The sequence below is a fragment of the Streptomyces sp. NPDC088730 genome, assembly GCF_044751215.1.
Lineage (GTDB): Bacteria > Actinomycetota > Actinomycetes > Streptomycetales > Streptomycetaceae > Streptomyces.
The window spans coordinates 799,337-820,396 of sequence record NZ_JBIVLK010000001.1; the positions used below are offsets into that span (position 1 = coordinate 799,337).

The 21,060-nt window shown below is 71.9% G+C and carries 16 protein-coding genes and 1 pseudogene; 8 read left to right on the plus strand and 9 right to left on the minus strand.

The features are described 5' to 3' along the window. Positions 1-3: 3 nt before the first annotated feature. The 3 genes and pseudogenes from ACIP89_RS03620 to ACIP89_RS03630 all read left to right on the plus strand — a co-directional run bounded on the left by ACIP89_RS03620 (position 4) and on the right by ACIP89_RS03630 (position 2,578). Positions 4-561 carry a hypothetical protein gene (locus ACIP89_RS03620; protein ID WP_402112791.1) on the plus strand — a complete coding sequence of 186 codons (558 nt, stop codon included), beginning with the start codon at positions 4-6 and terminating at the stop codon, positions 559-561. 66 nt (positions 562-627) lie between these two features. Then, a pseudogene (locus tag ACIP89_RS03625) lies at positions 628-1,407 on the plus strand (maleylpyruvate isomerase family mycothiol-dependent enzyme). A gap of 103 nt (positions 1,408-1,510) precedes the next feature. Next, positions 1,511-2,578, plus strand: a complete 1,068-nt coding sequence (locus ACIP89_RS03630; protein WP_402112792.1) for a PHP domain-containing protein — start codon at positions 1,511-1,513, stop codon at positions 2,576-2,578. Here the strand turns inward: ACIP89_RS03630 and ACIP89_RS03635 are convergent. The 8 genes from ACIP89_RS03635 to ACIP89_RS03670 all read right to left on the minus strand — a co-directional run bounded on the left by ACIP89_RS03635 (position 2,568) and on the right by ACIP89_RS03670 (position 12,003). Further along, complete coding sequence (locus ACIP89_RS03635; RefSeq protein WP_402112795.1) at positions 2,568-3,578, minus strand: LLM class F420-dependent oxidoreductase; 1,011 nt, start codon at positions 3,576-3,578, stop codon at positions 2,568-2,570. The two genes, ACIP89_RS03630 and ACIP89_RS03635, sit on opposite strands and share 11 nt — an antisense overlap. Positions 3,579-3,688: 110 nt before the next feature. Next, positions 3,689-4,486 carry a hypothetical protein gene (locus ACIP89_RS03640; protein ID WP_402112798.1) on the minus strand — a complete coding sequence of 266 codons (798 nt, stop codon included), beginning with the start codon at positions 4,484-4,486 and terminating at the stop codon, positions 3,689-3,691. A gap of 220 nt (positions 4,487-4,706) precedes the next feature. Continuing rightward, entirely contained in the window at positions 4,707-5,624 is a 918-nt protein-coding gene (locus ACIP89_RS03645; RefSeq protein ID WP_402112800.1) for an N-acetylmuramoyl-L-alanine amidase, read from the minus strand. A gap of 68 nt (positions 5,625-5,692) precedes the next feature. Next, positions 5,693-6,337: a class I SAM-dependent methyltransferase gene (locus ACIP89_RS03650; protein ID WP_402112803.1), complete on the minus strand. Its 645-nt coding sequence runs from the start codon at positions 6,335-6,337 to the stop codon at positions 5,693-5,695. A gap of 135 nt (positions 6,338-6,472) precedes the next feature. Then, a complete protein-coding gene (locus ACIP89_RS03655; protein ID WP_402112805.1) occupies positions 6,473-8,089 on the minus strand; it encodes a chitobiase/beta-hexosaminidase C-terminal domain-containing protein in 1,617 nt (538 codons plus the stop codon). 241 nt (positions 8,090-8,330) lie between these two features. Continuing rightward, positions 8,331-9,659, minus strand: coding sequence for a M20/M25/M40 family metallo-hydrolase (locus tag ACIP89_RS03660; protein ID WP_402112806.1), 1,329 nt, complete (start codon positions 9,657-9,659; stop codon positions 8,331-8,333). Beyond that, positions 9,656-11,050, minus strand: a complete 1,395-nt coding sequence (locus ACIP89_RS03665; protein WP_401921192.1) for a cytosine permease — start codon at positions 11,048-11,050, stop codon at positions 9,656-9,658. Before ACIP89_RS03665 ends, ACIP89_RS03660 begins: the two co-directional genes overlap by 4 nt. After that, the gene (locus ACIP89_RS03670; protein ID WP_073735798.1) at positions 11,050-12,003 is read right to left on the minus strand and encodes a DUF1177 domain-containing protein; all 954 of its coding nucleotides are present in this window, start codon (positions 12,001-12,003) and stop codon (positions 11,050-11,052) included. Before ACIP89_RS03670 ends, ACIP89_RS03665 begins: the two co-directional genes overlap by 1 nt. Before the next feature lie 152 nt (positions 12,004-12,155). Here ACIP89_RS03670 and ACIP89_RS03675 point away from each other — a divergent pair, with 152 nt between their 5' ends. Further along, positions 12,156-12,977, plus strand: a complete 822-nt coding sequence (locus ACIP89_RS03675; RefSeq protein WP_401921190.1) for an IclR family transcriptional regulator — start codon at positions 12,156-12,158, stop codon at positions 12,975-12,977. An 83-nt stretch (positions 12,978-13,060) separates the two neighbouring features. Next, entirely contained in the window at positions 13,061-13,789 is a 729-nt protein-coding gene (pepE, locus tag ACIP89_RS03680; protein ID WP_401921188.1) for a dipeptidase PepE, read from the plus strand. Here the strand turns inward: pepE and ACIP89_RS03685 are convergent. Continuing rightward, positions 13,752-15,545: an MFS transporter gene (locus tag ACIP89_RS03685; RefSeq protein WP_401921187.1), complete on the minus strand. Its 1,794-nt coding sequence runs from the start codon at positions 15,543-15,545 to the stop codon at positions 13,752-13,754. The two genes, pepE and ACIP89_RS03685, sit on opposite strands and share 38 nt — an antisense overlap. A 260-nt stretch (positions 15,546-15,805) precedes the next feature. On the opposite strand from ACIP89_RS03685, the gene ACIP89_RS03690 reads away from it, so the two are divergent. The 3 genes from ACIP89_RS03690 (at position 15,806) to ACIP89_RS03700 (ending at position 20,731) form a co-directional block, all read left to right on the plus strand. Beyond that, the gene (locus tag ACIP89_RS03690) at positions 15,806-17,995 is read left to right on the plus strand and encodes an acyl-CoA dehydrogenase (RefSeq protein ID WP_402112809.1); all 2,190 of its coding nucleotides are present in this window, start codon (positions 15,806-15,808) and stop codon (positions 17,993-17,995) included. Positions 17,996-18,007: 12 nt separating this feature from the next. Then, complete coding sequence (locus tag ACIP89_RS03695) at positions 18,008-19,204, plus strand: lipid-transfer protein (RefSeq protein ID WP_401921185.1); 1,197 nt, start codon at positions 18,008-18,010, stop codon at positions 19,202-19,204. Between the two features lie 102 nt (positions 19,205-19,306). Continuing rightward, positions 19,307-20,731: an MFS transporter gene (locus ACIP89_RS03700; protein WP_401921184.1), complete on the plus strand. Its 1,425-nt coding sequence runs from the start codon at positions 19,307-19,309 to the stop codon at positions 20,729-20,731. Positions 20,732-21,060 lie beyond the last annotated feature (329 nt).

Below are 21,060 nucleotides of genomic sequence, written 5' to 3' on the forward strand. Positions count from 1 at the left end.
GCCGTGCCCCGTACCGTGCCGCTCCGCCGTCTGCTCCTGGCGCTGCTGCTGTCCTGCGCCGTGCTGATGGGCACCACCGGGTGCGGCGACGACAACGGCGACGGCGGGACGGGCAGCAGTTCGGCGTCGCCCACCGGTACGTCGTCGGCCGAGGCGCAGAAGTTCGCCAAGACGCGGTTCGTCACCAACGCCGGGCTGGCCGCGGGCGCCACCTACCAGTGGGTCGTCAAGCCGTACCGGGCGGGCAAGTTCAAGAAGGGCGCCGACGGGCGCACCTTCGCGCTCGTCAAGGCCGGACTCGCGGGCGGCTTCGCCTACAACCGGCTCAAGGCCGCCACCGAGAACGCCAAGGGCGACCCGCTCCTCTCGAAGGCCGTCGCACCGCTGACCGCGGGCATCGCCTCGCTCAAGGGCATGGCCACCAGGCTCCGCAACGGCGAGGCGGGAGCGGGCGACATCGGCGCCTTCGAGAGCGTCATCAGCTCCATCAAGGACGCCGGGAAGAGCGCGGGCGCCGAGGTGAAGGACAAGGTCCCGTCCACCTCGCAGCTCGGCGGATAACTCCTGGGGCCGGTGGTGCGGCAGCGACTAGGCCGTGTCCGGTGGGTCAGGCCCTAGGCTGCGGGCATGACCCCTCTCACCCATGAGCGCTACTGCGACGAAATCGTCCTGAGGACCGACGCGTTGAGATCCGCGGTGGCCGACGGCGACCTCGACGCGATGGTACCGACCTGCCCCGAATGGACGTTGCGCGAACTCGCCGTCCACGTCGGCGGCGCCCACCGCTGGGTCGGTGAGATCGTGCGCACCCGGGCCACCGAGGAGGTCCCGGACGAGCGGGTGCCGCACTTCACCCCGGAGGGCGACGACCCCGCCGTGCTGGACGCCTGGCTGGCCGAGGGGGCGGCGCGGACCGCCGGGGCGCTGCGGGAGGCGGGACCGGAGCTGCCGGTCTAGTCCTGGGCCTGGGAGCACAGCGCCGGGTTCTGGGCCCGGCGCATGGCGATCGAGACCGTCGTCCACCAGGCGGACGCGGCCCTGACCGCGAAGGTGCCCTACGCGATGGCGCCGGACCTGGCGGCGGACACCATCGACGAGTGGCTGGACATCGTCGCCTTCGCCGCAGGCTCCGGATACGACCCGCGGGCGGCGGAGCTGCGCGGTGGCGGGCGCTCCATCCATCTGCACGCCACCGACGTCCCCGGTGCCGAATGGCTGATCGAGTTCGGCGAGGACGGCTTCACCTGGCGCCGCGCGCACGAGAAGGCGACCGTGGCCCTGCGGGGGCCGCTCACCGACGTGATGCTGGTCTTCAACCGCCGGCTGGCCCCGGACAGCGACCGGGTCCAGGTGCTGGGCGACGCGGAGCTGCTGGACTTCTGGCTGGCGCGGTCCTCCTTCGGCTGAGGGGGAAGCGGCCGGGCGGGGACGCGGCCGGTGTGCGGGCCGGGCGCCGCTGCGCCAAGCTGGAACGAACGGCAGCCCGTCCCCGTCCGGCGAGGAGGTTCCGATGGACCCGGTCAGGGCCCTGGAGCGGATCGCCTTCCTGCTGGAGCGCGGCGGGGCCGGCACCTACCGCGTACAGGCCTTCCGCACGGCCGCCCGCACCGTCACCGCCATGGCCGAGGGGGAGGCCGTCCAGCGGGTGACGAACGGCTCGCTGGAACGCGTCAAGGGCATCGGCCCCAGGACCGCTCAGGTCATCCGGGAAGCGGTCGCCGGAGAGGTGCCCGGCTATCTGGAGCGGCTGGAGACCGAGGCCGAGGAGCACGGTCCGCTCGCCGAGGGCGGCGAGCGGCTGCTCGCGCTGCTGCGCGGCGACTGCCACCTGCACTCCGACTGGTCGGACGGCGGCAGCCCGATCGAGGAGATGGGCCGTACGGCGGCGGAGCTCGGCCACGACTGGGCGGTGCTCACCGACCACTCGCCCCGGCTGAAGGTGGCCAACGGGCTGTCTCCGGAGCGGCTGCGGGAACAGCTCGACGTGGTGGCCGAACTCAACGAACGCTGGGCGCCGTTCCGGCTGCTCACCGGTATCGAGTGCGATATCAACCTGGACGGCACCCTGGACCAGGAGGACGAACTGCTGGCCCGCCTCGACCTGGTGGTCGTCTCCGTCCACTCCAAACTGCGGATGGACCCCGGACCGATGACCCGGCGGCTGCTCGCCGCCGTCCGCCATCCCCGGGCGAACGTCCTCGGGCACTGCACCGGCCGGCTGCTCACCGGGCGGGGCCGCCCGGAGTCACGGTTCGACGCGGACGAGGTCTTCGCCGCCTGCGCGGAGGCGGGCACGGCGGTGGAGATCAACTGCAGACCCGAGCGGCTCGACCCGCCCAGGCGGCTGCTGCGCCGGGCCGTCGAGGCGGGCACCCTGTTCGCCGTCGACACCGACGCGCACGCGCCCGGACAGCTGGACTGGCAGATCCACGGCTGCGCCCGCGCCGAGGAGTGCGGCGTCCCGCCGGAGCGCGTGGTCAGCACGTGGACGGCGGACGAGCTGCTGGCCTGGACGGGCGAGGGCGCGGTCCCGGACCGGGCGGCCGGGGCCCTGCGAACGGGAGGCGCTACAGACTGAGCTCCGCCAGGACCCGCAGGGTGTGCGGGTCCGGCGCGGTCACCAGCAGGTCGGTGACCGGCCCCTTGCGCCACAACTCCAGCCGCTCCGCGATCCGTTCGCGCGGACCGACCAGCGAGATCTCGTCCGCGAACGCGTCCGGGACGGCCAGCACGGCCTCCTGTCTGCGGCCCTCCAGGAAGAGCCGCTGAATCCGCCGGGCCTCTTCGGCGTACCCCATCCGCGCCATGAGGTCCGCGTGGAAGTTGCGGGCGGCGGCGCCCATGCCGCCGATGTAGAAGCCGAGCATCGCCTTCACCGGCAGCAGCCCCTCCGCGACGTCGTCGCAGACGTGCGCACGGGCCAGCGGCGCGATCATGAAGCCGTCACGCAGTCCGGTGAGCGAGGCCTCGTACACGTCGGGGCGCAGCGGCGACCAGTACAACGGCAGCCAGCCGTCCGCGATCCTGGCGGTCTGCGCGATGTTCTTCGGCCCCTCCGCGCCGAGCAGCACCGGCAGGTCCGCCCGCAGCGGATGGGTGATCGGCTTCAGCGGTTTGCCGAGCCCGGTGGCGTCCGGACCGTTGTACGGGTGGGAGTGGAACCGGCCGTCCAGCGCGACCGGCGCCTCACGGGCGAGCACTTGGCGCACCACGTCGACGTACTCGCGGGTCGCGGTGAGCGGGCTGCGGGGGAACGGCCGCCCGTACCAGCCCTCGACGACCTGCGGTCCGGAGAGTCCGAGGCCGAGCATCATCCGGCCGCCGGAGAGATGGTCGAGGGTCAGCGCGTGCATGGCGGTCGCGGTCGGGGTGCGGGCCGCCATCTGCGCGATGGCGGTGCCCAGTTGAATGCGGGAGGTGTGGGCGGCGATCCAGGTCAGCGGGGTGAAGGCGTCGGAGCCCCAGGCCTCCGACGTCCACACCGAGGTGTATCCGAGGTCCTCGGCCTCGCGGGCGAGGTCCAGATGGGCCGGGTCCGGGCCGCGGCCCCAGTATCCGAGAGCGAGTCCGAGCCGCATTTCGCTGCCTCCCAGTATGTCTGACGCTGCATCAGATATAGCCGGAGGGTACGACAGCGGCCCCCCGCCCGGAAGGGGCGGGGGGCCGCTGTCGGTGCGGTGCGTGGGTGTCAGCCGCGCTGGATGCCTGTGGTGTCCTGGAGCACGCCACGACGGCCGTCCTGGGTCTGGGCGATCAGGGCGGCACCGCGCTGCTCGACCGCGAGGTACCAGGTACCCGGAGCCAGTTCGGCGATCGGGGCCGGCGAACCGTCCTCGCCGTACAGCGGACGGGCCACCGGAACCGCGAACCAGAACGGGGTGAAGTCACCGGCCGGAGCGGCGTCGGCCGCCGGGGCCTGCTGGGCCGGCGCGGCCGCCTGCTGCGGCTCGGGCCGGCCGGGCTGCTGGGCACCGTACGGCTGCGGCTGGCCCGGCTGCTGACCGCCGAAGGGCGGCTGCTGCTGCGCGCCCGGGTAGCCGTAACCCTGGCCGGGCTGCGGGTGACCGCCGTACGGCGGGTGCACGGCCTGCGGCTTCGGGGCACCCGCGAGCGGGGCCTTGAGCGCGGGGACCATCGGGGACGCGACCGCGGCACCCGCCAGCACCAGGGAGGCGATCATGCCGAGGACCAGACCGGCGCCGGCGTCGATCGAACCGAGGTCGAGGATCGTCCAGAGCAGGTGCCACGCGGTGACGACCGTGGCGGCCACGCCGAACGCGGCCAGGTCCAGGCCGAAGACCTTGCGCGGCTGGGGCTGCGAGCGGGAGAGCACGATCAGCGCCGCGCCGGCCACCCCGACCAGGTAGACACCGATCGCGATGCCCAGCGAATCCCAGGCATTCGGTGCGTCGATGCTGGAGTTCCCGTAGGAGTAGTAGTCGAGGAAAGAGGCGATGAACAGCACGACCGCTGCTCCGATCACCACGCCATCGCCTCGAGTGAGGGAGCGGATATTCACGTGAAGGTCCTTAGTCGGTCGTCTTTTCGGGGCGGTCGTCGCTGCCACCGGTGCGGCGGACACGGCGCGAAGCTCGGGGGCGGCTCCCCATCGTACGGATGAATCTATCGTCTGCCCGGTCGGGTTGTGCCCCCCGTCCGGACAATGGGCGGGCATCCTCCCGAATTCATGGCAGAACCACCTCTTACTACCCGTTGAGGTAGCTGCTGATGCCGTCGGCGATGCCCTGGGCCGCCTTCTGGCGCCAACTCGCACGGGTGAGCAGGGCCGCGTCCTTCGGGTCACGCATATTGCCGCATTCGATGAAGACTTTGGGCACGGTAGACAAATTGAGACCGCCCAGGTCCTTGCGGGTGTCCAGTCCGGTATTGCCGCCGATGTAATTGGAAGGCGCACTTCCGGTAGCCCGGACGAAGAGTCCGGCGATACGCGTACCGAGATCGCGCGAAGGGCCGACGATCATCGAGGTGTCCGCACCGCCGCCGCGCACCGGCGCGGGAAGAATCACATGGAAGCCCCGGTTGCCGGCCGCCGATCCGTCCGCGTGGACCGAGACGACCGCGTCGGCCCCGGCCTTGTTGCCGATCCGGGCCCGTTCGTCCACGCACGGGCCGAACGGCCGGTCGTTGTCGTACGTCAGCACCACCTTCGCGCCCCGCGCCTTCAGCAGCGCGCGCATCCGGTGCGCCACGTCGAGGGTGAACTCGGCTTCCGGGTAACCGGCGTTGGTCGAGGTGCCGGTGGTGTCGCACTCCTTGTGCGCGGTGCCGATGTCCACCTGACGGCCGATCTCGGCGGTGTGCAGGTGGTTGCGCGGGTTGTGCCCGGGGTCGATCACGACCGTCTTCCCCGACAGCGGCCCGGACGGGGCGTCCGGAGCGGACGCGGAGGGGGCGGGCTTCCGCGTGGCCGGGGCCGCCGGGCTGCTGTGCGCCGGCGAGGAGGTCTTCGCGGAGGACGGCGACGCGGCCGCCGGGCCGGGCCGGGCCTGCGCGATGTCACCGCCGCCGCAGCCGGAGGCGCCCAGACACAGCACGGTCAGCGTCGCGGCGGCGAACAGGGCCGGGCGGCGCGGGGTGGGGGGAAGGCATTCGTCGTCACGCACCCGGCGATGCTATCCGGCGGCCCGCGCGGCGTCCGGAGCCCTCGGGGCCGTCCCCGCGCGGGGTGTCGTCAGATCCCGGGCCCGGTACGCCGCAGGACCCGCAGCGAGTCGGTGACCGAGATCTCGGTGAACGCCCCGGAGGCCAGCGCCCGCAGGTAGATCCGGTACGGGGCCTGCCCGCCGTGCGCCGGGTCCGGGAACACGTCGTGGATCACCAGCAGCCCGCCCTCGGCCACATGCGGGGCCCAGCCCTCGTAGTCGCCGTTCGCGTGCTCGTCGGTGTGGCCGCCGTCGATGAAGACCAGGCCGAGCGGACCGCCCCAGACGGCCGCGACCTGCGGGGAGCGGCCCACCAGCGCCACCACGTGCTCCTCCAGACCGGCCGCGTGCAGCGTCCGGCGGAAGGTGGGCAGCGTGTCCATCCGGCCGACCTCCGGGTCCACCACCGTCGGATCGTGGTACTCCCAGCCGGGCTGCTGCTCCTCGCTGCCCCGGTGGTGGTCCACGGTGAGGGCCGTGGCCCCCGCCGCGCGGGCGGCGTCCGCGAGCAGGATGGTGGAGCGCCCGCAGTACGTGCCCACCTCCAGCAGCGGCAGCCCGAGCGCGGCGGCCTCCGCGGCGGCCGCGTACAGGGCCAGCCCCTCCACCACCGGCATGAAGCCCTTGGCGGCCTGGAACGCGGCAAGAATCTCCGGCTTGGGCTCGGCGGCCACGGGGTTCCTCCAGTTGGGGCGGGATACGGGGACGGGGCATGTCAACGGCGCCCCATCGTGCCGCACGCCGGGACCGGGGGTGCGCGCGGGGTCCGTCCGGCCGCGGGGGCGTGCGGCGCCCCCGCGGCCGCCGGCTCAGCCCTTGAAGGCCAGCGACGCGGGACGGGAGGCGTTCCCGTACGCGTCCACGGCGACGACCTCCGCGCGGTAGCGGTGGCCCGCCACCGCGCCCGTGACCGGGATGTCCAGGGCGTTGGGGCGCGGCATGAAGTAGAAGTCGGACAGCACCTTCGACGAGACGGCCTTCGCGCCGGTCGTCGTGTCCGTGATGTCGACCGTGTAGTGGTGGACCATCTGGTCGTCCTTCGCCTGCGCGACCCGCAGCGCCGTGCCGCCCCCGGCGGCGCGCACCGCCGTCAGCGGCTTGCGGGCGGTGAACTGAGGGGCCACCGTGTTGCGCCGGTCGGAGGTGTAGCGGAAGTTGTCCTTGATCTGCTGGTTCGTGCGGCCCTTCAGCCGTACCGTCCAGCCGGGACCGCTCAGCGTGCCGGCGCTCGCGTAGGGCGGCTGCCAGCTCGCCGACCACTGGCCGCCGGTGTAGATGTCGTGCCGGTCGGCGGCCATGTTGATCCGGTCGATCTCGGTGCGGTCCTTGTAGACCTCGACGAAGAGCGCCTGCGCGGTGGGCGCCTCGAAGCGGTCGGCGAGACCGTTCTCGGTCACCATCTGGTAGCCGTGGTCCACCTCGACGTACGACATCGAGCCGTCGTTGACGGAGGTGAAGTCGCCCTGGTACATGGACCGGTCGTCGTTGTTGTTGAGGTGCGAGTGGCCGGAGAAGAGGATCGCCTGGGGGAAGGCGCTCAGGTCCGCCGCGAGCCCTGGGTTGGTGGCCTGCTGGCCGTCCATCGTGGTGCCCGTCGTCGGCCGGTGGCCCTGGACCAGGACCGGCTTGCCGGAGGCTCCGGGGGCGCTGGTGAGCGCGGCCAGCCGGCTCTTCAGCCAGGTGCGCTGCGCGCTGTCGCGGTCGTACGTCTCGGTGTTCACCGTGAGCAGGTGGACGCCCTTGACGTCGGACTCGTAGTAGCCGCCGCCGGAGTCGGGGAACCAGGCCTTCGGATAGCCGGCCCGGATCGCGGCGAGGCTGTCGTCGTGGTTGCCGTTGGACAGGAGCACCTGGGTGCCCGTCATGCCCTTGCGCTTCAGGTTCGACTGGAAGATGTCCGAGACGATGCGGTGGTCGGGGCCCTTGCCGTCGCCGTTGTCGTTGATCATGTCGCCGTTCGACAGGATCGCGTCCGGGTGGGGGAAGACCGAGCCGATGGTGTCGAAGAAGCTCTCGTACTTCTTGTCGTTGTTCTTGTGGTCCCCGACGTGGACGTCCGACATGACGACGAAGCGGGCGAGCGGCTTCTCCTTCGTCTTGACCAGGTAGCCGTACGCGACGGGCACGCTGGCCCGCTTGCCCCGGAAGGCGACGGCCGTGACGTTGGTGTCCTCGGTGATCCGCAGCGGCCGGCCGGGGGAGTAGGCGCGGCTCTCCCGGGTCGGGGTCGAACCGTCCAGCGTGTAGCGGACGGTGTCGCCGCGCCCGGCGCGGAAGTTGAGCGACACCGTGTGGTCGTACCGTCCGCCGGGGACGCTGACACCGGGTGCGGCCGGCGGCGCGGAGGGCTGCGGCCCGGCCTGCGCGGCGGCCGGGGCGGCGAGCGCCAGGCAGGAGGCGGCGATCACGAGCGGGGTGATTCTCACGGGGGTTCCTTCTCTGCGCGATGTCGTGATAACGGACCGGTAACCGGTCTGAACCAACGACGTTAGGCAGCGCGAACCAGCCGGAGGGGAGAGCGGGCTGGCCTTTTGGTGAAGTGCCCGTGAATGTCCGTGGCGCGGCCTCGCGAGACGCCGTACGCCCCCGCCGAAAAGCTCTGCGGGGGCGTACGGGTGGGGTGAGCCCGGGTCGGGGCGGGCCCCTGGCGGAGCTGTGACGGAGGGATCAGCAGCTCTGCCAGAGTCGGGTCATGACGCGGACCCCGAAGCGCAGCCCCTCCAGCGGGACGCGCTCGTCCACGCCGTGGAAGAGGCGGCCGTAGTCCAGGTCGTGCGGGAGCTTCAGACCCTTGAAACCGAAGCAGCGGATGCCCAGGTGGGTGAAGGCCTTGGCGTCCGTACCGCCGGGGTTGCAGTACGGCACCGGGTGGCCGTCCGGGTCCTCCGCGCGCACCGCGTCGCACATGGCGTCGACGAGCGGTCCGTCGAAGGTGGTCTCCATCGCGATGTCGTGGTTGACCCACTCGCGGCTCACCGAGGGGAGGAGCAGCCTGTCGATGGTGTCGATCAGCTCCTGCTCGTGGCCGGGCAGGAAGCGGCCGTCGACGCGGGCGGTGGCCTTTCCGGGGATCACGTTGGTCTGGTAACCGGCGTTGAACATGGTGGGGTTCGCGGAGTTGCGGAGCACCACCTGCATGAAGTCGGAGACCGGGCCGAGGCGGGCGAGGCTGCCCTCGATGTCGTTCTCGTCGAACTCGACACCGTAGAGCCGGGCGGCCTCTTCGAGCAGTGCGCGCACGGGTTCGATCAGCCGGATCGGGAAGGTCTCGCGGCCGATCCGGGTCAGCGACTCCGCGAGGTCGGTGACCGCGTTCTCGTCGTTGGGGGAGGAGCCGTGGCCGGCCCGGCCGGTGGCGGTGAGCTCCATCCAGGCCATGCCGCGCTGGGCGTTCTCGATCGGGTAGAGGCGCCGGGTGTCGTCGATCGCGAAGGAGAACCCGCCGCCCTCACCGATCGCCTCCGTGACCCCGGCGAACAGCTCCGGACGGTGCTCGACGAGCCAGTGGGCGCCGAACTTGCCGCCCGCCTCCTCGTCGGCGAGGAAGGCCAGGACGAGGTCCCGGGAAGGCCGCGTGCCGGTGCGGGCGAAGTGCCGGGCGGTGGCCAGCATGACGGCCACCGTGTCCTTCATGTCGATCGCGCCCCGGCCCCACAGGTAGCCGTCCCGGATCTCGCCGGAGAACGGCGGCACCTGCCACTCGGAGGCGTCGGCGGGGACCACGTCCAGGTGGCCGTGGACCATCAGCGCGCCGCGCTCCGGGTCGCGGCCGGCGATCCGGGCGATGACGCTGGCCCGGCCCGGCGCGGACTCGACGAGCTCCGAGTCGATGCCCACCTCCGCGAGGCGGCCCACCACCCAGTCGGCGCTCGCGCGCTCGTTGCTGGTGGGGTTGGAGGTGTCGAACCTGATCAGTTCGGCGCAGAGGTCGACGACCTCGGCCTGGGCCTCGTCCGAGGCGGGGATCAGGGGTGCGGTGGGTTCGGTGGTGCTCATGCTGCTCCCACAGGGGTGCTGGTGCGGGCGTCGGGGGCCGCGTCCTGGCCGCCCTCGTCGTCCAGGGTGGAGGTCCCGTACGGCTTCACCCAGCCCAGCAGGCCGAGCACGCAGTACAGGACGAAGGCGGTGGCCAGCGAGTTCAGGGCCGGTATGCCGCCGTCGTAGAACTTGCCGACGCAGAAGGCCACGATCCAGATGACGATGGACATCGGCACCCAGGTCGGCGAGGTCTTCGGCAGGGTCTGGGACTCCCGGGTGTCGTCCAGCGGCTTGCGCATCTTCTTCACGACCCAGTACTCGGCCACGATGATGCCGCCGATCGGCGGGATGGCGACGCCGAGGATCGTGAGGAACTCGGTGAAGTGGGTCATGATGCCGACCGCGGACAGGAGCGTGCCGGCGATGCCGAGGACGATCGTGACCGCGCCGCGGTGGACGCGCTTGCCGAAGACGACCTGGAAGAAGTTGACGACGCCGAGCGAGGAGCCGTACAGGTTCCAGTCGTTGATCTTGGCGGTGGACATCAGGACCACGATCACGCCGAAGGCACCGGAGGTGGAGAGCACGATGTGCGAGACCTCGTTGCTCTTCACCAGGTGGCCCAGCAGCACACCGGTCAGTCCGACGATGTACTCGGAGAGGATCATCGAGGAGGCGCTCTGCAGGAAGACGTGCGAGCCCTTGCGGTTGTAGCGGGTCATCTCCGGGGAGACGATCGCGCCGGTCATGTAGCCGCCCGCGATGGCGGTGGCGGCGACGGCGAGGGGGATCGTGTCGCCGGGCGGCGGCGAGTGGATCAGGTCGCTGAAGGAGTGGTCCTTGAGCGTGTTGATGACGGACCAGGCGACCATCGCGAAGAAGAGCGGGGTGACGATCTTCGCGAAGTTGGCCATGTACTTGAAGCCGAAGATCACCAGGGCGGTGATGGCGATGCCCGCCAGCACGCACCACATCCAGGACGGTCCGCCGACGAGCGCCGAGACGCTGTTGCCGAAGATCGTGTTCTGGACGCCGAACCAGCCGACCAGGCTGACCGCGATGACGAAGCTGACCAGTGCGGAGCCGTTGCGGCCGAAGCCCACCCAGCGGGTCAGCATCGGGGTCGCGAGGCCCTCGCGCATACCGGCCAGGCCGATCGCGAAGATCACGATCTCCAGGATCACCGCGCCGAGCGTGAAGGCGAGGAAGGCGTTGCCGAAGGTCATGCCGACACCGATGGTGGCGCCGAGCGTGAACTGCGAGATCGAGCCGGACTGGGCCAGCCACTGGAGGAGCATGGACCAGAAGCCGAACCGCTTGTCGCGCGGGACGCGCGAGAGCGAGTAGTCGTCGCTGCCGATGCTCTTGGTCTCGTTGACCGCGGCGTCGGCCGGAGGGGCGGCAGCCATCAGGACTCCTGGGGTGTGCGGCCGAGGGTCTGCAGGTGGGACAGCGACCCGTAGCGGTTGACGAGGTTGTCGAACTCCACCGCGTCGTGGAAGTCCAGGTGGCCCGCGCCGTAGGCCTTGGCGACCTCCACGGCGTAGCGGGCGGCGGAGGCGATGTCGCTCTCGTGACTCGCGCCCGTCTGGCAGCCCGGCACCGCGGCGGCCGAGGTGACCGCGAGACCGACCACGGGCGCGGCCGTGGCGGTGGCGGGCTGGAGGATCGAATTGATGTGATGTGCACCGTTACCGTACGGCGTAATGTCCTGAGTCGTCACGGGGTATGTGACCAAGGGCTCACCGGTCACCACGGCCAGCAGCTCACCGAGCTGCTCGCTGACGCGGAGCACCCAGCCCTCCTTGACGGTGGGCGACAGGGCGAGGCCCTTGTGGTTGATGATGCGGTTGCCCTTGGTGGTGTCGATGGAGAGCACGGCCTCCATGGCGTCGGTCACCTCGTGGCGGTTCATGGTGGCGATGTCCACGGGCGAGCCCATGAACGGCACCGGATCGTGCGGCTCGGTCGGCGCGTCCGGGCAGATGTGGGTGGCGACGATCACGTCGCCGGGCAGCACATCGCCCCGGCGGCGCATGTCGAGCAGCTTCGCGGCGGTGGCGACGGCGGAGACGGCTCCGTCGGCGTCGGAGACAAGACCGATCATCTCGGGCCGGGCGCCGATGCCGCCGAGCCGGCCGACCACACCGAGGGTGCGGGCGGTGCCGCCCGCGGTGCGTCCCCGGGAGCCGGGGATGCGGACCATCACGAAGTCCGTCGAGCCGCGCTCGCCGGCGACCGTGGTGACCTCGGCGGACGAGCCCTCGGCCCCAGCCACGGAGTCGAGGTACTCGACGACCGTCTTCCCATTGGCCTGCGGGTCGTCGAGGAGGTCGACGATGTCCAGTACGTACTTCAACATGGGGGGCCTTTCTCGCGCATCCATCACACCCGTCCGGCGCCCGGCAGGGAGTGGGACGCCGGACGGGGTGCTGAGAGCAGATTCGGGATCGGATAGCGTTGAGCGCAACCATTTCCCGTTATCTGCAACTCAGGTCTGAATGGTGAGATCACATGGCGGACTACGATCTGGACCGGCGGACCCCGGCCGGGGCCCTGCAAACCGTCGACCGGGCGCTCCTGGTGCTGCTCGCGTTCGAGCGGACCAGACCCGACTGGGGCGTCACCGAGGTCGCCGAGGAGTTCGGCTGGGACACCTCGGTCGCCCAGCGGCTGCTCGCCACCCTCGCGGGCCGCGGCTTCCTGGTCTCGGACCCGGCCACCCGCCGCTACCGCATCGGCCCCGCCGTGCTGCGCCTGGGCAGGCTCTGGGAGCGCTCCGGGTCGCTGGAGCTGCTCGCCGGACCCGTCCTGGAGGAGCTGCGCCGGGTGACCGGCGACACCGTGCTGTTCTGTCTGCCGGACAGCTTCCACATGCGGTGCGTGGCCGCGGAGGAGGGCGAGACGGGGCCGCTGCGCTACTACCCGCTGGTCGGTGAGCTCTATCCGGCGCACGCCGGGGCCACCAGTAAGTCGTACTACGCCTACCTGCCGGACGAGCAGCGCCACCGGCTCTTCCGGGGGCGCCCGATGGCCCGGTTCACGGAACGGACGGTGACCGATCCGGATCTGCTGGAGCGGGAGCTGCTGAAGGTGCGGGCCCAGGGTTACGCCTGGACGGTCGGCGAGTACGACGCCGGCATCGCGACCGTTGCCGTACCGGTCTTCCTGGGACGCGAACCGTACGGAAGTCTCAGCCTGGGCGGCGCGAAGGAAAGGTTCGAGGGGGCGCCGGAGAACCGCCTCGACGCGCTGCGCAAGGCGGCCGACCTGCTGGAGCGGCGCCTCACCCATCCACCCCAGCGCCCCAAACCCCGCGCCCGCAAGACGGCCTGACCGGCAGTCGGGCCACGTTCCGCCTGACCGGCGGCCCACGCTCCACCCGCACGACCTGACCCAAGAGAACCAAGAGGAACCCCGTGAATCTGCTCCTGCTCTCCAACTCCACGCAGTACGGCTGCGGTTACCTGGAACACGCCCTCGACACGGTTCGGGCGTTCCTGCCCGCGGAGGCCCGCCTCGCCTTCGTGCCGTACGCGCTCGCCGACTACGCGGCGTACACCACCCGGGTCCGCGACGCCCTGGAACCGGCCGGCATCAGCGTCCGCGGCGTCCACGAGAACGCCGACCCGGTCGCCGAACTCGCCGCGTCCGACGCCGTGTTCATCGGCGGCGGCAACTCCTTCCGGCTGCTCAGCGCGCTCTACCGGACCGGGCTGCGCGACGCCGTGACCGAGGCGGTGCGCGAGGGGCTGCCGTACATGGGGGCCAGCGCGGGGACGAACATGGCGTCGCCCACCCTGCGCACCACCAACGACATGCCCATCGTGCAGCCGCCGTCCTTCGAGACGCTCGGCCTCGTCCCGTTCCAGATCAACCCGCACTACCAGGACCCGGACCCGGACAGCACCCACAAGGGCGAGACCCGCGAGGAACGGCTCACCGAGTTCCTGGAGGAGAACGACGTCCCGGTGCTCGGCCTGCGCGAGGGCTCATGGCTGCGGGTCAACGGGCGTCAGGCCCGGGTCCAGGGCGCCCGCCCCGCCCGGCTGTTCACCCGCGGCGCACAGCCGCAGGAGCTCCCGGCGGGGACGGATGTCTCCCATCTGCTCACGACGGCACCGAGGTTCGACGCGCCGGTGCGCTGAGCGCCAGCACCAGATCGGTCTCGGCGGGCCGGCCGCTCGCCGGATGCGCCGCCGGGTAGGCGCGCGGCGCGTACCCGGCGGCCGACCCGGCCAGCACGAAGCTGCCGCCGGCCGGGGCGGCGAGGGCGTACCGGCCCTCCGCGTCCGTCGTGGTGAGCCCGGCCTGCCGGCCCTGCCGGTCGATCAGGGTGACGTTGGCGCCGGCCACCGGGGCCCCGTCCGCGTCGACGACCCGGCCGCGGAAGCCGGAGCCGGGCAGCGGCAGCGGGAGTCCGGACCGCCGGGCCGTCTCGTCGCCCGAGCTGCTCGCCAGCAGCACCGGCGCGGCGGCCGCCCGCTGCGCCGGCAGGAACGCGGCCAGCACCAGGCCGGCCAGCACCGCGCCCGTCGCGATCATGAACGAGGTGCGGAACCCCTGCATGCTGGGCACCGCGACAGACCCCATCCGCGTCGAGGTGTGGGCCAGCACCATGCCGATCACCGCGCTCGACACCGAGGTGCCGATCGAACGCATCAGGGTGTTGAGCCCGGTCGCCGCGCCCGTCTCCGAGGCGTCGACGGCCCCGATGATCAGTGCGGGCAGCGAGGAGTAGGCGAGCCCGATGCCGGCGCCGAGGACCACCGCGATCACGACGGTCTGCCAGGCGGCGTTCATCAGGCCGAGCCCGGCCCCGTATCCGATGGCGATGACCGCCATGCCGAGCATCAGCGACACCTTGGGGCCGTACCGGGCGGACAGCCGGGCGTACAGCGGGGCGACGAGCATCATCGTCAGGCCCAGCGGCGCCACGCACAGCCCGGCGACCACCATGGACTGGCCGAGGCCGTAGCCGGTGGACAGCGGCAGCTGGAGCAGCTGCGGCAGGACCAGCGAGACGGCGTAGAAGGCGACCCCGACCATGATCGAGGCGAGGTTGGTGAGCAGTACCTCGCGGCGGGCGGTGGTCCGCAGGTCGACCAGGGGCGCTTCGCTGCGCAGCTCGAACACGCCCCACAGGAGCAGCACCACCAGTCCGGCGGCGACCAGCCCGAGGGTGGTGGGGGACGTCCAGCCCCAGTCGCTGCCCTTGGTGACGGGCAGCAGCAGGAGGACCAGTCCGGCCGAGAGGCCGAGCGCGCCGGTCATGTCGAACCGGCCGGGGGCCCGCAGCGCGGGCTCCGGCACCGCGAGCACGGTCAGCCCCATGGCGAGCACGCCGAGTCCGGCCGAGCCGAAGAAGAGGGTGTGCCAGTCGGTGTGCTGGGCGACCAGGGCGGCGGCGGGCAGCGCGAGTCCGCCGCCGACCCCGATCGAGGAACTCATCAGGGCCATCGCGGAGCCGAGCTTCTCGCGCGGCAGCTCGTCGCGCATGATGCCGATGCCCAGCGGGATGGCGCCCATGGCGAAGCCCTGGAGCGCGCGGCCCACGATCATGATCACGAGGTCATCGGTGAAGGCGCATATCAGGGAGCCGATCACCATGACGGCGAGGCTCGCCAGCAGCATCTTCCGCTTGCCGTTGAGGTCCCCGAGCCGTCCCATGATCGGCGTGGAGACGGCTCCGGCGAGCAGCGTCGCCGTCATCACCCAGGTGGCGTTGGACGGGTCGGTGTCGAGAAGGGCGGGCAGGTCCTTGATGACGGGGACGAGCAGGGTCTGCATCACCGCGACGGTGATACCCGCGAAGGCGAGCACGGGGACGATCCCCTTGCCGGTCTTCGACGTCCCCGGATCAGGAAGCTCCGCGGACTGCTGTTCGTGCGTCGTCTGTGGCATACGTGCGGCCTCCGGGCAGCGGAAGAGGGAGGGACGGAAGGCGTGCGGGCGGTGCGGGCGGGCAGCATCGGCCGCCAAGTGTGTGCAGGGTGAAACCTTCCGCATGTCCGAGGTATTCCGGTGAACGGGGTGCGAACGGGACGCGGTCGCGGCCATGACCGGCCGCCCGGCCGGAAACAGATGCCGATCTGACCTTCCGTCAGATTGAAACGTGTTCTACTCTTGCGCCGTTCCAGTGGCTGCGACCGGCGAGGATCCGCATGGGCATCGGAATCACCGAAGAACACAGGGAGCTCGCGCGGGCCGTGCGAGGATGGCTCGCCCGCGCCGTACCGCCCGGGGAAATCCGCAAGATTCTTGACGCGGACGCCCCCGCTGCCACCGGCGCACGCCCCGGATACTGGGACGGCCTCGCGGAACAGGGCCTCCTCGGCATCCATCTGCCCGAGGCGTACGGGGGAGAGGGCGGCGGACTGCCCGCACTCGCCGTCGTCCTCGAAGAGGCGGGCCGCGCCGCGCTCCCCGGCCCCTGCCTGGCGAGCACCCTCGCCTCTGCCGTGCTGCACGCGTCGGACCCGCGCACCCCCGGCACGGACGAACTGGTACGGGACCTCGCGTCGGGCCGCCGCATCGGCGCCGTCGCACTCGGCCCCGGCAGCCTCACCGCCGTCGAGCAGGAGGACGGCCACCTGCTCGACGGGGAACTCCCGCCGGTCCTCTCCGCGGACGGGGCCGACCTGCTGCTGCTCCCCGCCGCCTCGGTCACCGGCACCCGCTGGTTCGCCGTGGACACCTCGGCCCGGGGGCTGACCGTCCGCCCGCACCGCAGCGCCGACCCGACCAGGCCCACCGCGGAGGTCCGGGCCGAAGGCGTCCTGGTCCCCGCCGGGCGGCTGCTGCCCACCGACTCCGCACTCGTCCGCGACCTCGCCGCCGTACTCCTGGCCGCGGAGGCGTGCGGCACCGCGGCCCGTTCGCTGGACACCGCCACCGAACACGCCAAGGTCCGCGAACAGTTCGGCCGCCCCATCGGACAGTTCCAGGGCGTCAAACACCTCTGCGCGGACATGCTCGTACGGGTCGAGCAGGCCCGCGCGCTGGCCTGGGACGCCGCCCGCGCGGCCACCGAACCCCCGGAGACACGGGCCATGACCGCGGCCCTCGCCGCGTCGGCCGCCCTGGACGCGGCGTACACCTGCGCCAAGGACGCCATCCAGATCCTCGGCGGCATCGGCTTCACCTGGGAGCACGACGCCCACCTCTACCTGCGCCGCGCACTGGTCGCACGGCAGCTGCTGGGCTCCGGCGACGTCCACCGCCAGCGCGCCGTCCGGCTCGCCGCCGCCGGGGCCCGCCGCGGCCTCACCCTGGAGCTGCCGCCGGAGGCCGAAGCGCACCGCGCGGCGGCCCGCGAGGCCGTCGCCGCCGTCCGGGGCCTGGACCCCAAGGCCGCCCGCAGCGCCCTCGCACCCACCGGCTACGCCGCGCCGCACCTGCCCGCGCCCTACGGGCTGGACGCCGGACCCGTACAACAGCTCGCCGTACAACAGGAGTTGCGCGAACAGGGGGTGAAGCTCAGCGACCTCTCCATCGCCACCTGGGTGGTGCCCTCACTCATCGCGCACGGCACGCCCGAGCAGCAGGACCGCTACCTCCTGCCCACCCTGCGCGGCGAACTCCAGTGGTGCCAGCTGTTCTCCGAACCCGGCGCCGGCTCCGACCTCGCCTCGCTGCGCACCCGCGCCGAACGGGTCCCCGAGGGCTGGCGGATCAACGGCCAGAAGGTGTGGACGAGCGCCGCCCAGTGGGCCGACCACGGCATCCTGCTCGCCAGGACGGACCCGGACGCGCCCAAGCACCGGGGGCTCGGCTACTTCCTGGTCGACATGAAGAACACCGAGGGCATCGACATCCGCCCGCTCAAGGAGATCACCGGCGACTCCCTCTTCAACGAGGTCTACTTCGACGACGTGATCCTGCCCGCCGACGCGCTGGTGGGCGAGGCCGACGGCGGCTGGCGGGTGGCCCGCAACACCCTGGGCAACGAACGCGTCCACATGGCCGACCAGATGTCCTTCGACACCGGACTCGAAGCCCTGATCGACCGCTCCGCCGGACTCGACGGCGCCTGCCGGGCCCGGATCGGAGCACTCGCCGCAGAGGCCCACGCACTGGCCTGCATCGGGCTGCGCACCACGCTGCAACAGGTCTCGGGACTGGAGCCGGGCGCGGGCGCCTCCGTACGCAAACTCATCCAGACCGCCCACCAGCAGAAGGTCGCCGAGCTCACCCTCGAACTCCTCGGCCCCGCGGGCGCGGTGGCCGAGGGAGCCGGGGAGCGGGCGGTGCACGGATTCCTGATGTCCCGCTGCCTGACCATCGCGGGCGGCACCACCCAGGTTCAGCTCAACGTCGTCGCCGAGCGCATCCTCGGCCTGCCCAGGGACTGAAGGGAATCCGTCATGAGGTCATACATCGTCGGCGTCGGCATGACGAAGTTCGAGAAGCCGGAGAGCCGCGACTGGCAGTACTGGGACATGGCGAAGGAGGCCGGCACGGCGGCGCTCACCGACGCCGGTGTCGGGTACGAGGACATCCAGCAGGCGGCCGTCGGCTACTGCTTCCAGGCCTCCACCGCCGGCCAGCGGGCCGTGTACGGACTCGGACTGACCGGGATACCCGTCTACAACGTCAACAACAACTGCGCCACCGGCTCCACCGCGCTGATGATGGCCCGGCAGTTCGTCGAGGGCGGCGGCAGCGACTGCGTCCTCGCGCTCGGCTTCGAGAAGATGGCGCGCGGATCACTCGGCGGCGGTGGCTCCGACGGCGGCGCGGGTGATTTCAAGACGTCCCCGGTCGCCCGGCACTACGGGATCATGGCCGCCGCCCACGGCTTCGAGATGACCCCGCCCACCGCCCAGATCTTCGGCAACGCGGCCCGCGAGCACATGAAGAGGTACGGCACGACCGAGGCGCAGCTCGCCGCCGTCGCCGCGAAGAACCACCGCCACTCGACGGGCAATCCGTACGCTCAGTTCCAGGACCCGTACACGGTCGGCGAAGTCCTCGCCGCCAAACCGATCCACCACCCGCTGACCCGGCTCCAGTGCTCACCGACGTCCGACGGGGCAGCGGCCGCCGTCGTCGTCTCCGAACGCTTCGTCGAGGAGCACGGCCTCGGTGACCGGGCCGTCGAGATCGCCGCCCAGGCCATGACGACCGACACCGAGGACTCCTTCGCCTCCGGCACCTGCATCGACGCGGTCGGACTGCCCATGTCGCGGGAGGCGGCCCGTCAGGTGTACGAGAGCGCGGGCATCGGCGCCGAAGACCTCGACGTCATCGAACTCCACGACTGCTTCTCCATCAACGAACTCCTCACCTACGAGGCGCTCGGGCTGTGCGGCGAGGGCGAGTCCGGCCCGCTCGTCGAGTCCGGCGCCACCACCCACGGCGGCCGCTGGGTGGTCAACCCCTCGGGGGGACTGATCTCCAAGGGGCACCCGCTCGGCGCCACCGGAATCGCCCAGGCCGCCGAACTCACCTGGCAGCTCAGGGGCGAGGCCGGCGCCCGCCAGGTGCCGGACGCCCGCACCGCGCTCGCCCACAACATCGGGCTCGGCGGCGCCGCCGTGGTGACACTCCTGTGCCGCTGACACCGCTGGACCACCCGGGCCCCGGGCCTACTCCGCCGGACCGAGGCCGGTACGGTCCGGAAACCGATGTACGGGGTGCGGGGCGGCTGCGAGTATGACGCCATGGTTGACGTCTCGACGCCCACACGCCGTACCGGCCGCACCCGAACCCGCACCTGGGCGGTGGTGCTCGCCGCCTGCGTCGGCCAGTTCCTCGTCGTCCTCGACGTGTCCGTCGTCAACGTCGCCCTCCCCTCCATGCGCACGGACCTGGGGCTGAGCACCGCCGGGCTCCAGTGGGTGCTCAACGCCTACTCCATCGCGTTCGCCGGATTCATGCTGCTCGGCGGGCGGGCCGCCGACCTGTACGGCCGCAAGCTGATGTTCCTGGTCGGCCTCGGCCTGTTCACCGCCGCCTCGCTGGCCGGCGGCCTCGCCCAGGAGGGCTGGCAGCTGCTCGCCGCCCGCGCCGCGCAAGGGCTCGGCGCAGCGGTGCTCGCCCCCGCGACCCTCACCCTGCTCACCGCGGCCGTCCCCGAGGGGCCGGCACGGGCCAGGGCCATCGGCACCTGGATGGCGGTCGGCGCGGGCGGCGGCGCGGCCGGCGGACTGATCGGCGGGGTGCTCACCGACGCGCTCTCCTGGCGGTGGGTCCTGCTGATCAACGTGCCGGTCGGCGTGCTCGTACTCGTCGGCGCCGCGCTCTACCTGGCCGAGGGCCGGACCGGCGAGCGGAGCCGGATCGACTTCCCGGGCGCGCTGCTCGTCACGGCGGGTCTCGCCTCCGTCGCCTACGGCATCGTGCAGACGGAGAAGTCGGGCTGGACCGCGGCCGCGACCCTGCTGCCGCTGCTCGGCGGAGTGGCGCTGCTCGCCCTCTTCGTCCTGGTGGAATCCCGTACGGCGAAACCGCTGATGCCGCTGCGGGTGCTCGGTGCACGGGCGGTGGCCTCGGCGAACGTGGCGATGTTCGTGATCGGCTCGGCCACGTTCTCCATGTGGTACTTCATGACCGTGTACGCGCAGAACGTGCTGGGCTACTCCGCACTGGAGGCCGGACTCGCCCTGATGCCGACCTCGGTGGCCGTCGTCGTCGGCTCCAAGTGCGCCCCGCGTCTGATGGCCCGGCTCGGAGCGAAGAACCTGGCACTCGTCGGCACGGCGGTCGCCGCCGCCGGCTTCGGCTGGCAGTCCACGATGACCGCCGACGGCGACTACCTGACCTCGATCTGCCTGCCCGGCGTGCTGATGATGGCCGGCACCGGCCTCGCGGCCACCCCGCTCGCCTCGCTGGCCATCTCGGGCGCGGCCACCGGCGAGGCCGGACTGGTCTCCGGGATCGTCAACACCTCCCGGACGATGGGCGGCGCGCTCGGCCTGGCCGTGCTCTCGACCGTCGCCGCCGCCCGCACGGACGGCGGAACGGGCCCGGCGGACCTCACGGCCGGCTACGCCCTGGCCTTCCGGACGTCGGGCTCCGTCCTGCTGGGCGGCCTGCTGCTGATGATCTTCTGGCTCCCGCGCCACCGGTCGTCCGTACAGCACTGAGGGCGTTGCAGAACCCCCGCACCGGGGGCTACGGCTGGGCCCGGGTGCGCCGGCTCGCCAGACAGGGGTCCGTCACCGTCCACCCGGGCGGCAGGAGCATCGTCGCCCTGATCTCCCTCACCCGAACCACAGGGGCGTCAGGCGTCAGGCGGCAGGCGGGCATGTGTGCCGGGCCGCACGCGCGAAGAAATTTCAAGTCGCCTGATTGACGGGTGCGTTCAGGGGCATGCGAGCAATGGGTCTCGCAATGGCGCGTGCGCCGCTGAGCATCCACACAGCCGGACAGCAGCGGGTATCCCACGACAGGCGGTCTCTCGCCCGGGGCACTG

Excerpts from the sequence above, each read along its gene's own strand:
- ACIP89_RS03630 (WP_402112792.1), top strand. The coding sequence starts at position 1,511 with ATGGACCCGGTCAGGGCCCTGGAGCGGATCGCCTTCCTGCTGGAGCGC.
- ACIP89_RS03635 (WP_402112795.1), bottom strand. The coding sequence starts at position 3,578 with ATGCGGCTCGGACTCGCTCTCGGATACTGGGGCCGCGGCCCGGACCCG.
- ACIP89_RS03660 (WP_402112806.1), bottom strand. The coding sequence starts at position 9,659 with ATGAGCACCACCGAACCCACCGCACCCCTGATCCCCGCCTCGGACGAG.
- ACIP89_RS03665 (WP_401921192.1), bottom strand. The coding sequence starts at position 11,050 with ATGGCTGCCGCCCCTCCGGCCGACGCCGCGGTCAACGAGACCAAGAGC.
- ACIP89_RS03670 (WP_073735798.1), bottom strand. The coding sequence starts at position 12,003 with ATGTTGAAGTACGTACTGGACATCGTCGACCTCCTCGACGACCCGCAG.
- ACIP89_RS03675 (WP_401921190.1), top strand. The coding sequence starts at position 12,156 with ATGGCGGACTACGATCTGGACCGGCGGACCCCGGCCGGGGCCCTGCAA.
- ACIP89_RS03685 (WP_401921187.1), bottom strand. The coding sequence starts at position 15,545 with ATGCCACAGACGACGCACGAACAGCAGTCCGCGGAGCTTCCTGATCCG.
- ACIP89_RS03690 (WP_402112809.1), top strand. The coding sequence starts at position 15,806 with ATGGGCATCGGAATCACCGAAGAACACAGGGAGCTCGCGCGGGCCGTG.
- ACIP89_RS03695 (WP_401921185.1), top strand. The coding sequence starts at position 18,008 with ATGAGGTCATACATCGTCGGCGTCGGCATGACGAAGTTCGAGAAGCCG.
- ACIP89_RS03700 (WP_401921184.1), top strand. The coding sequence starts at position 19,307 with ATGGTTGACGTCTCGACGCCCACACGCCGTACCGGCCGCACCCGAACC.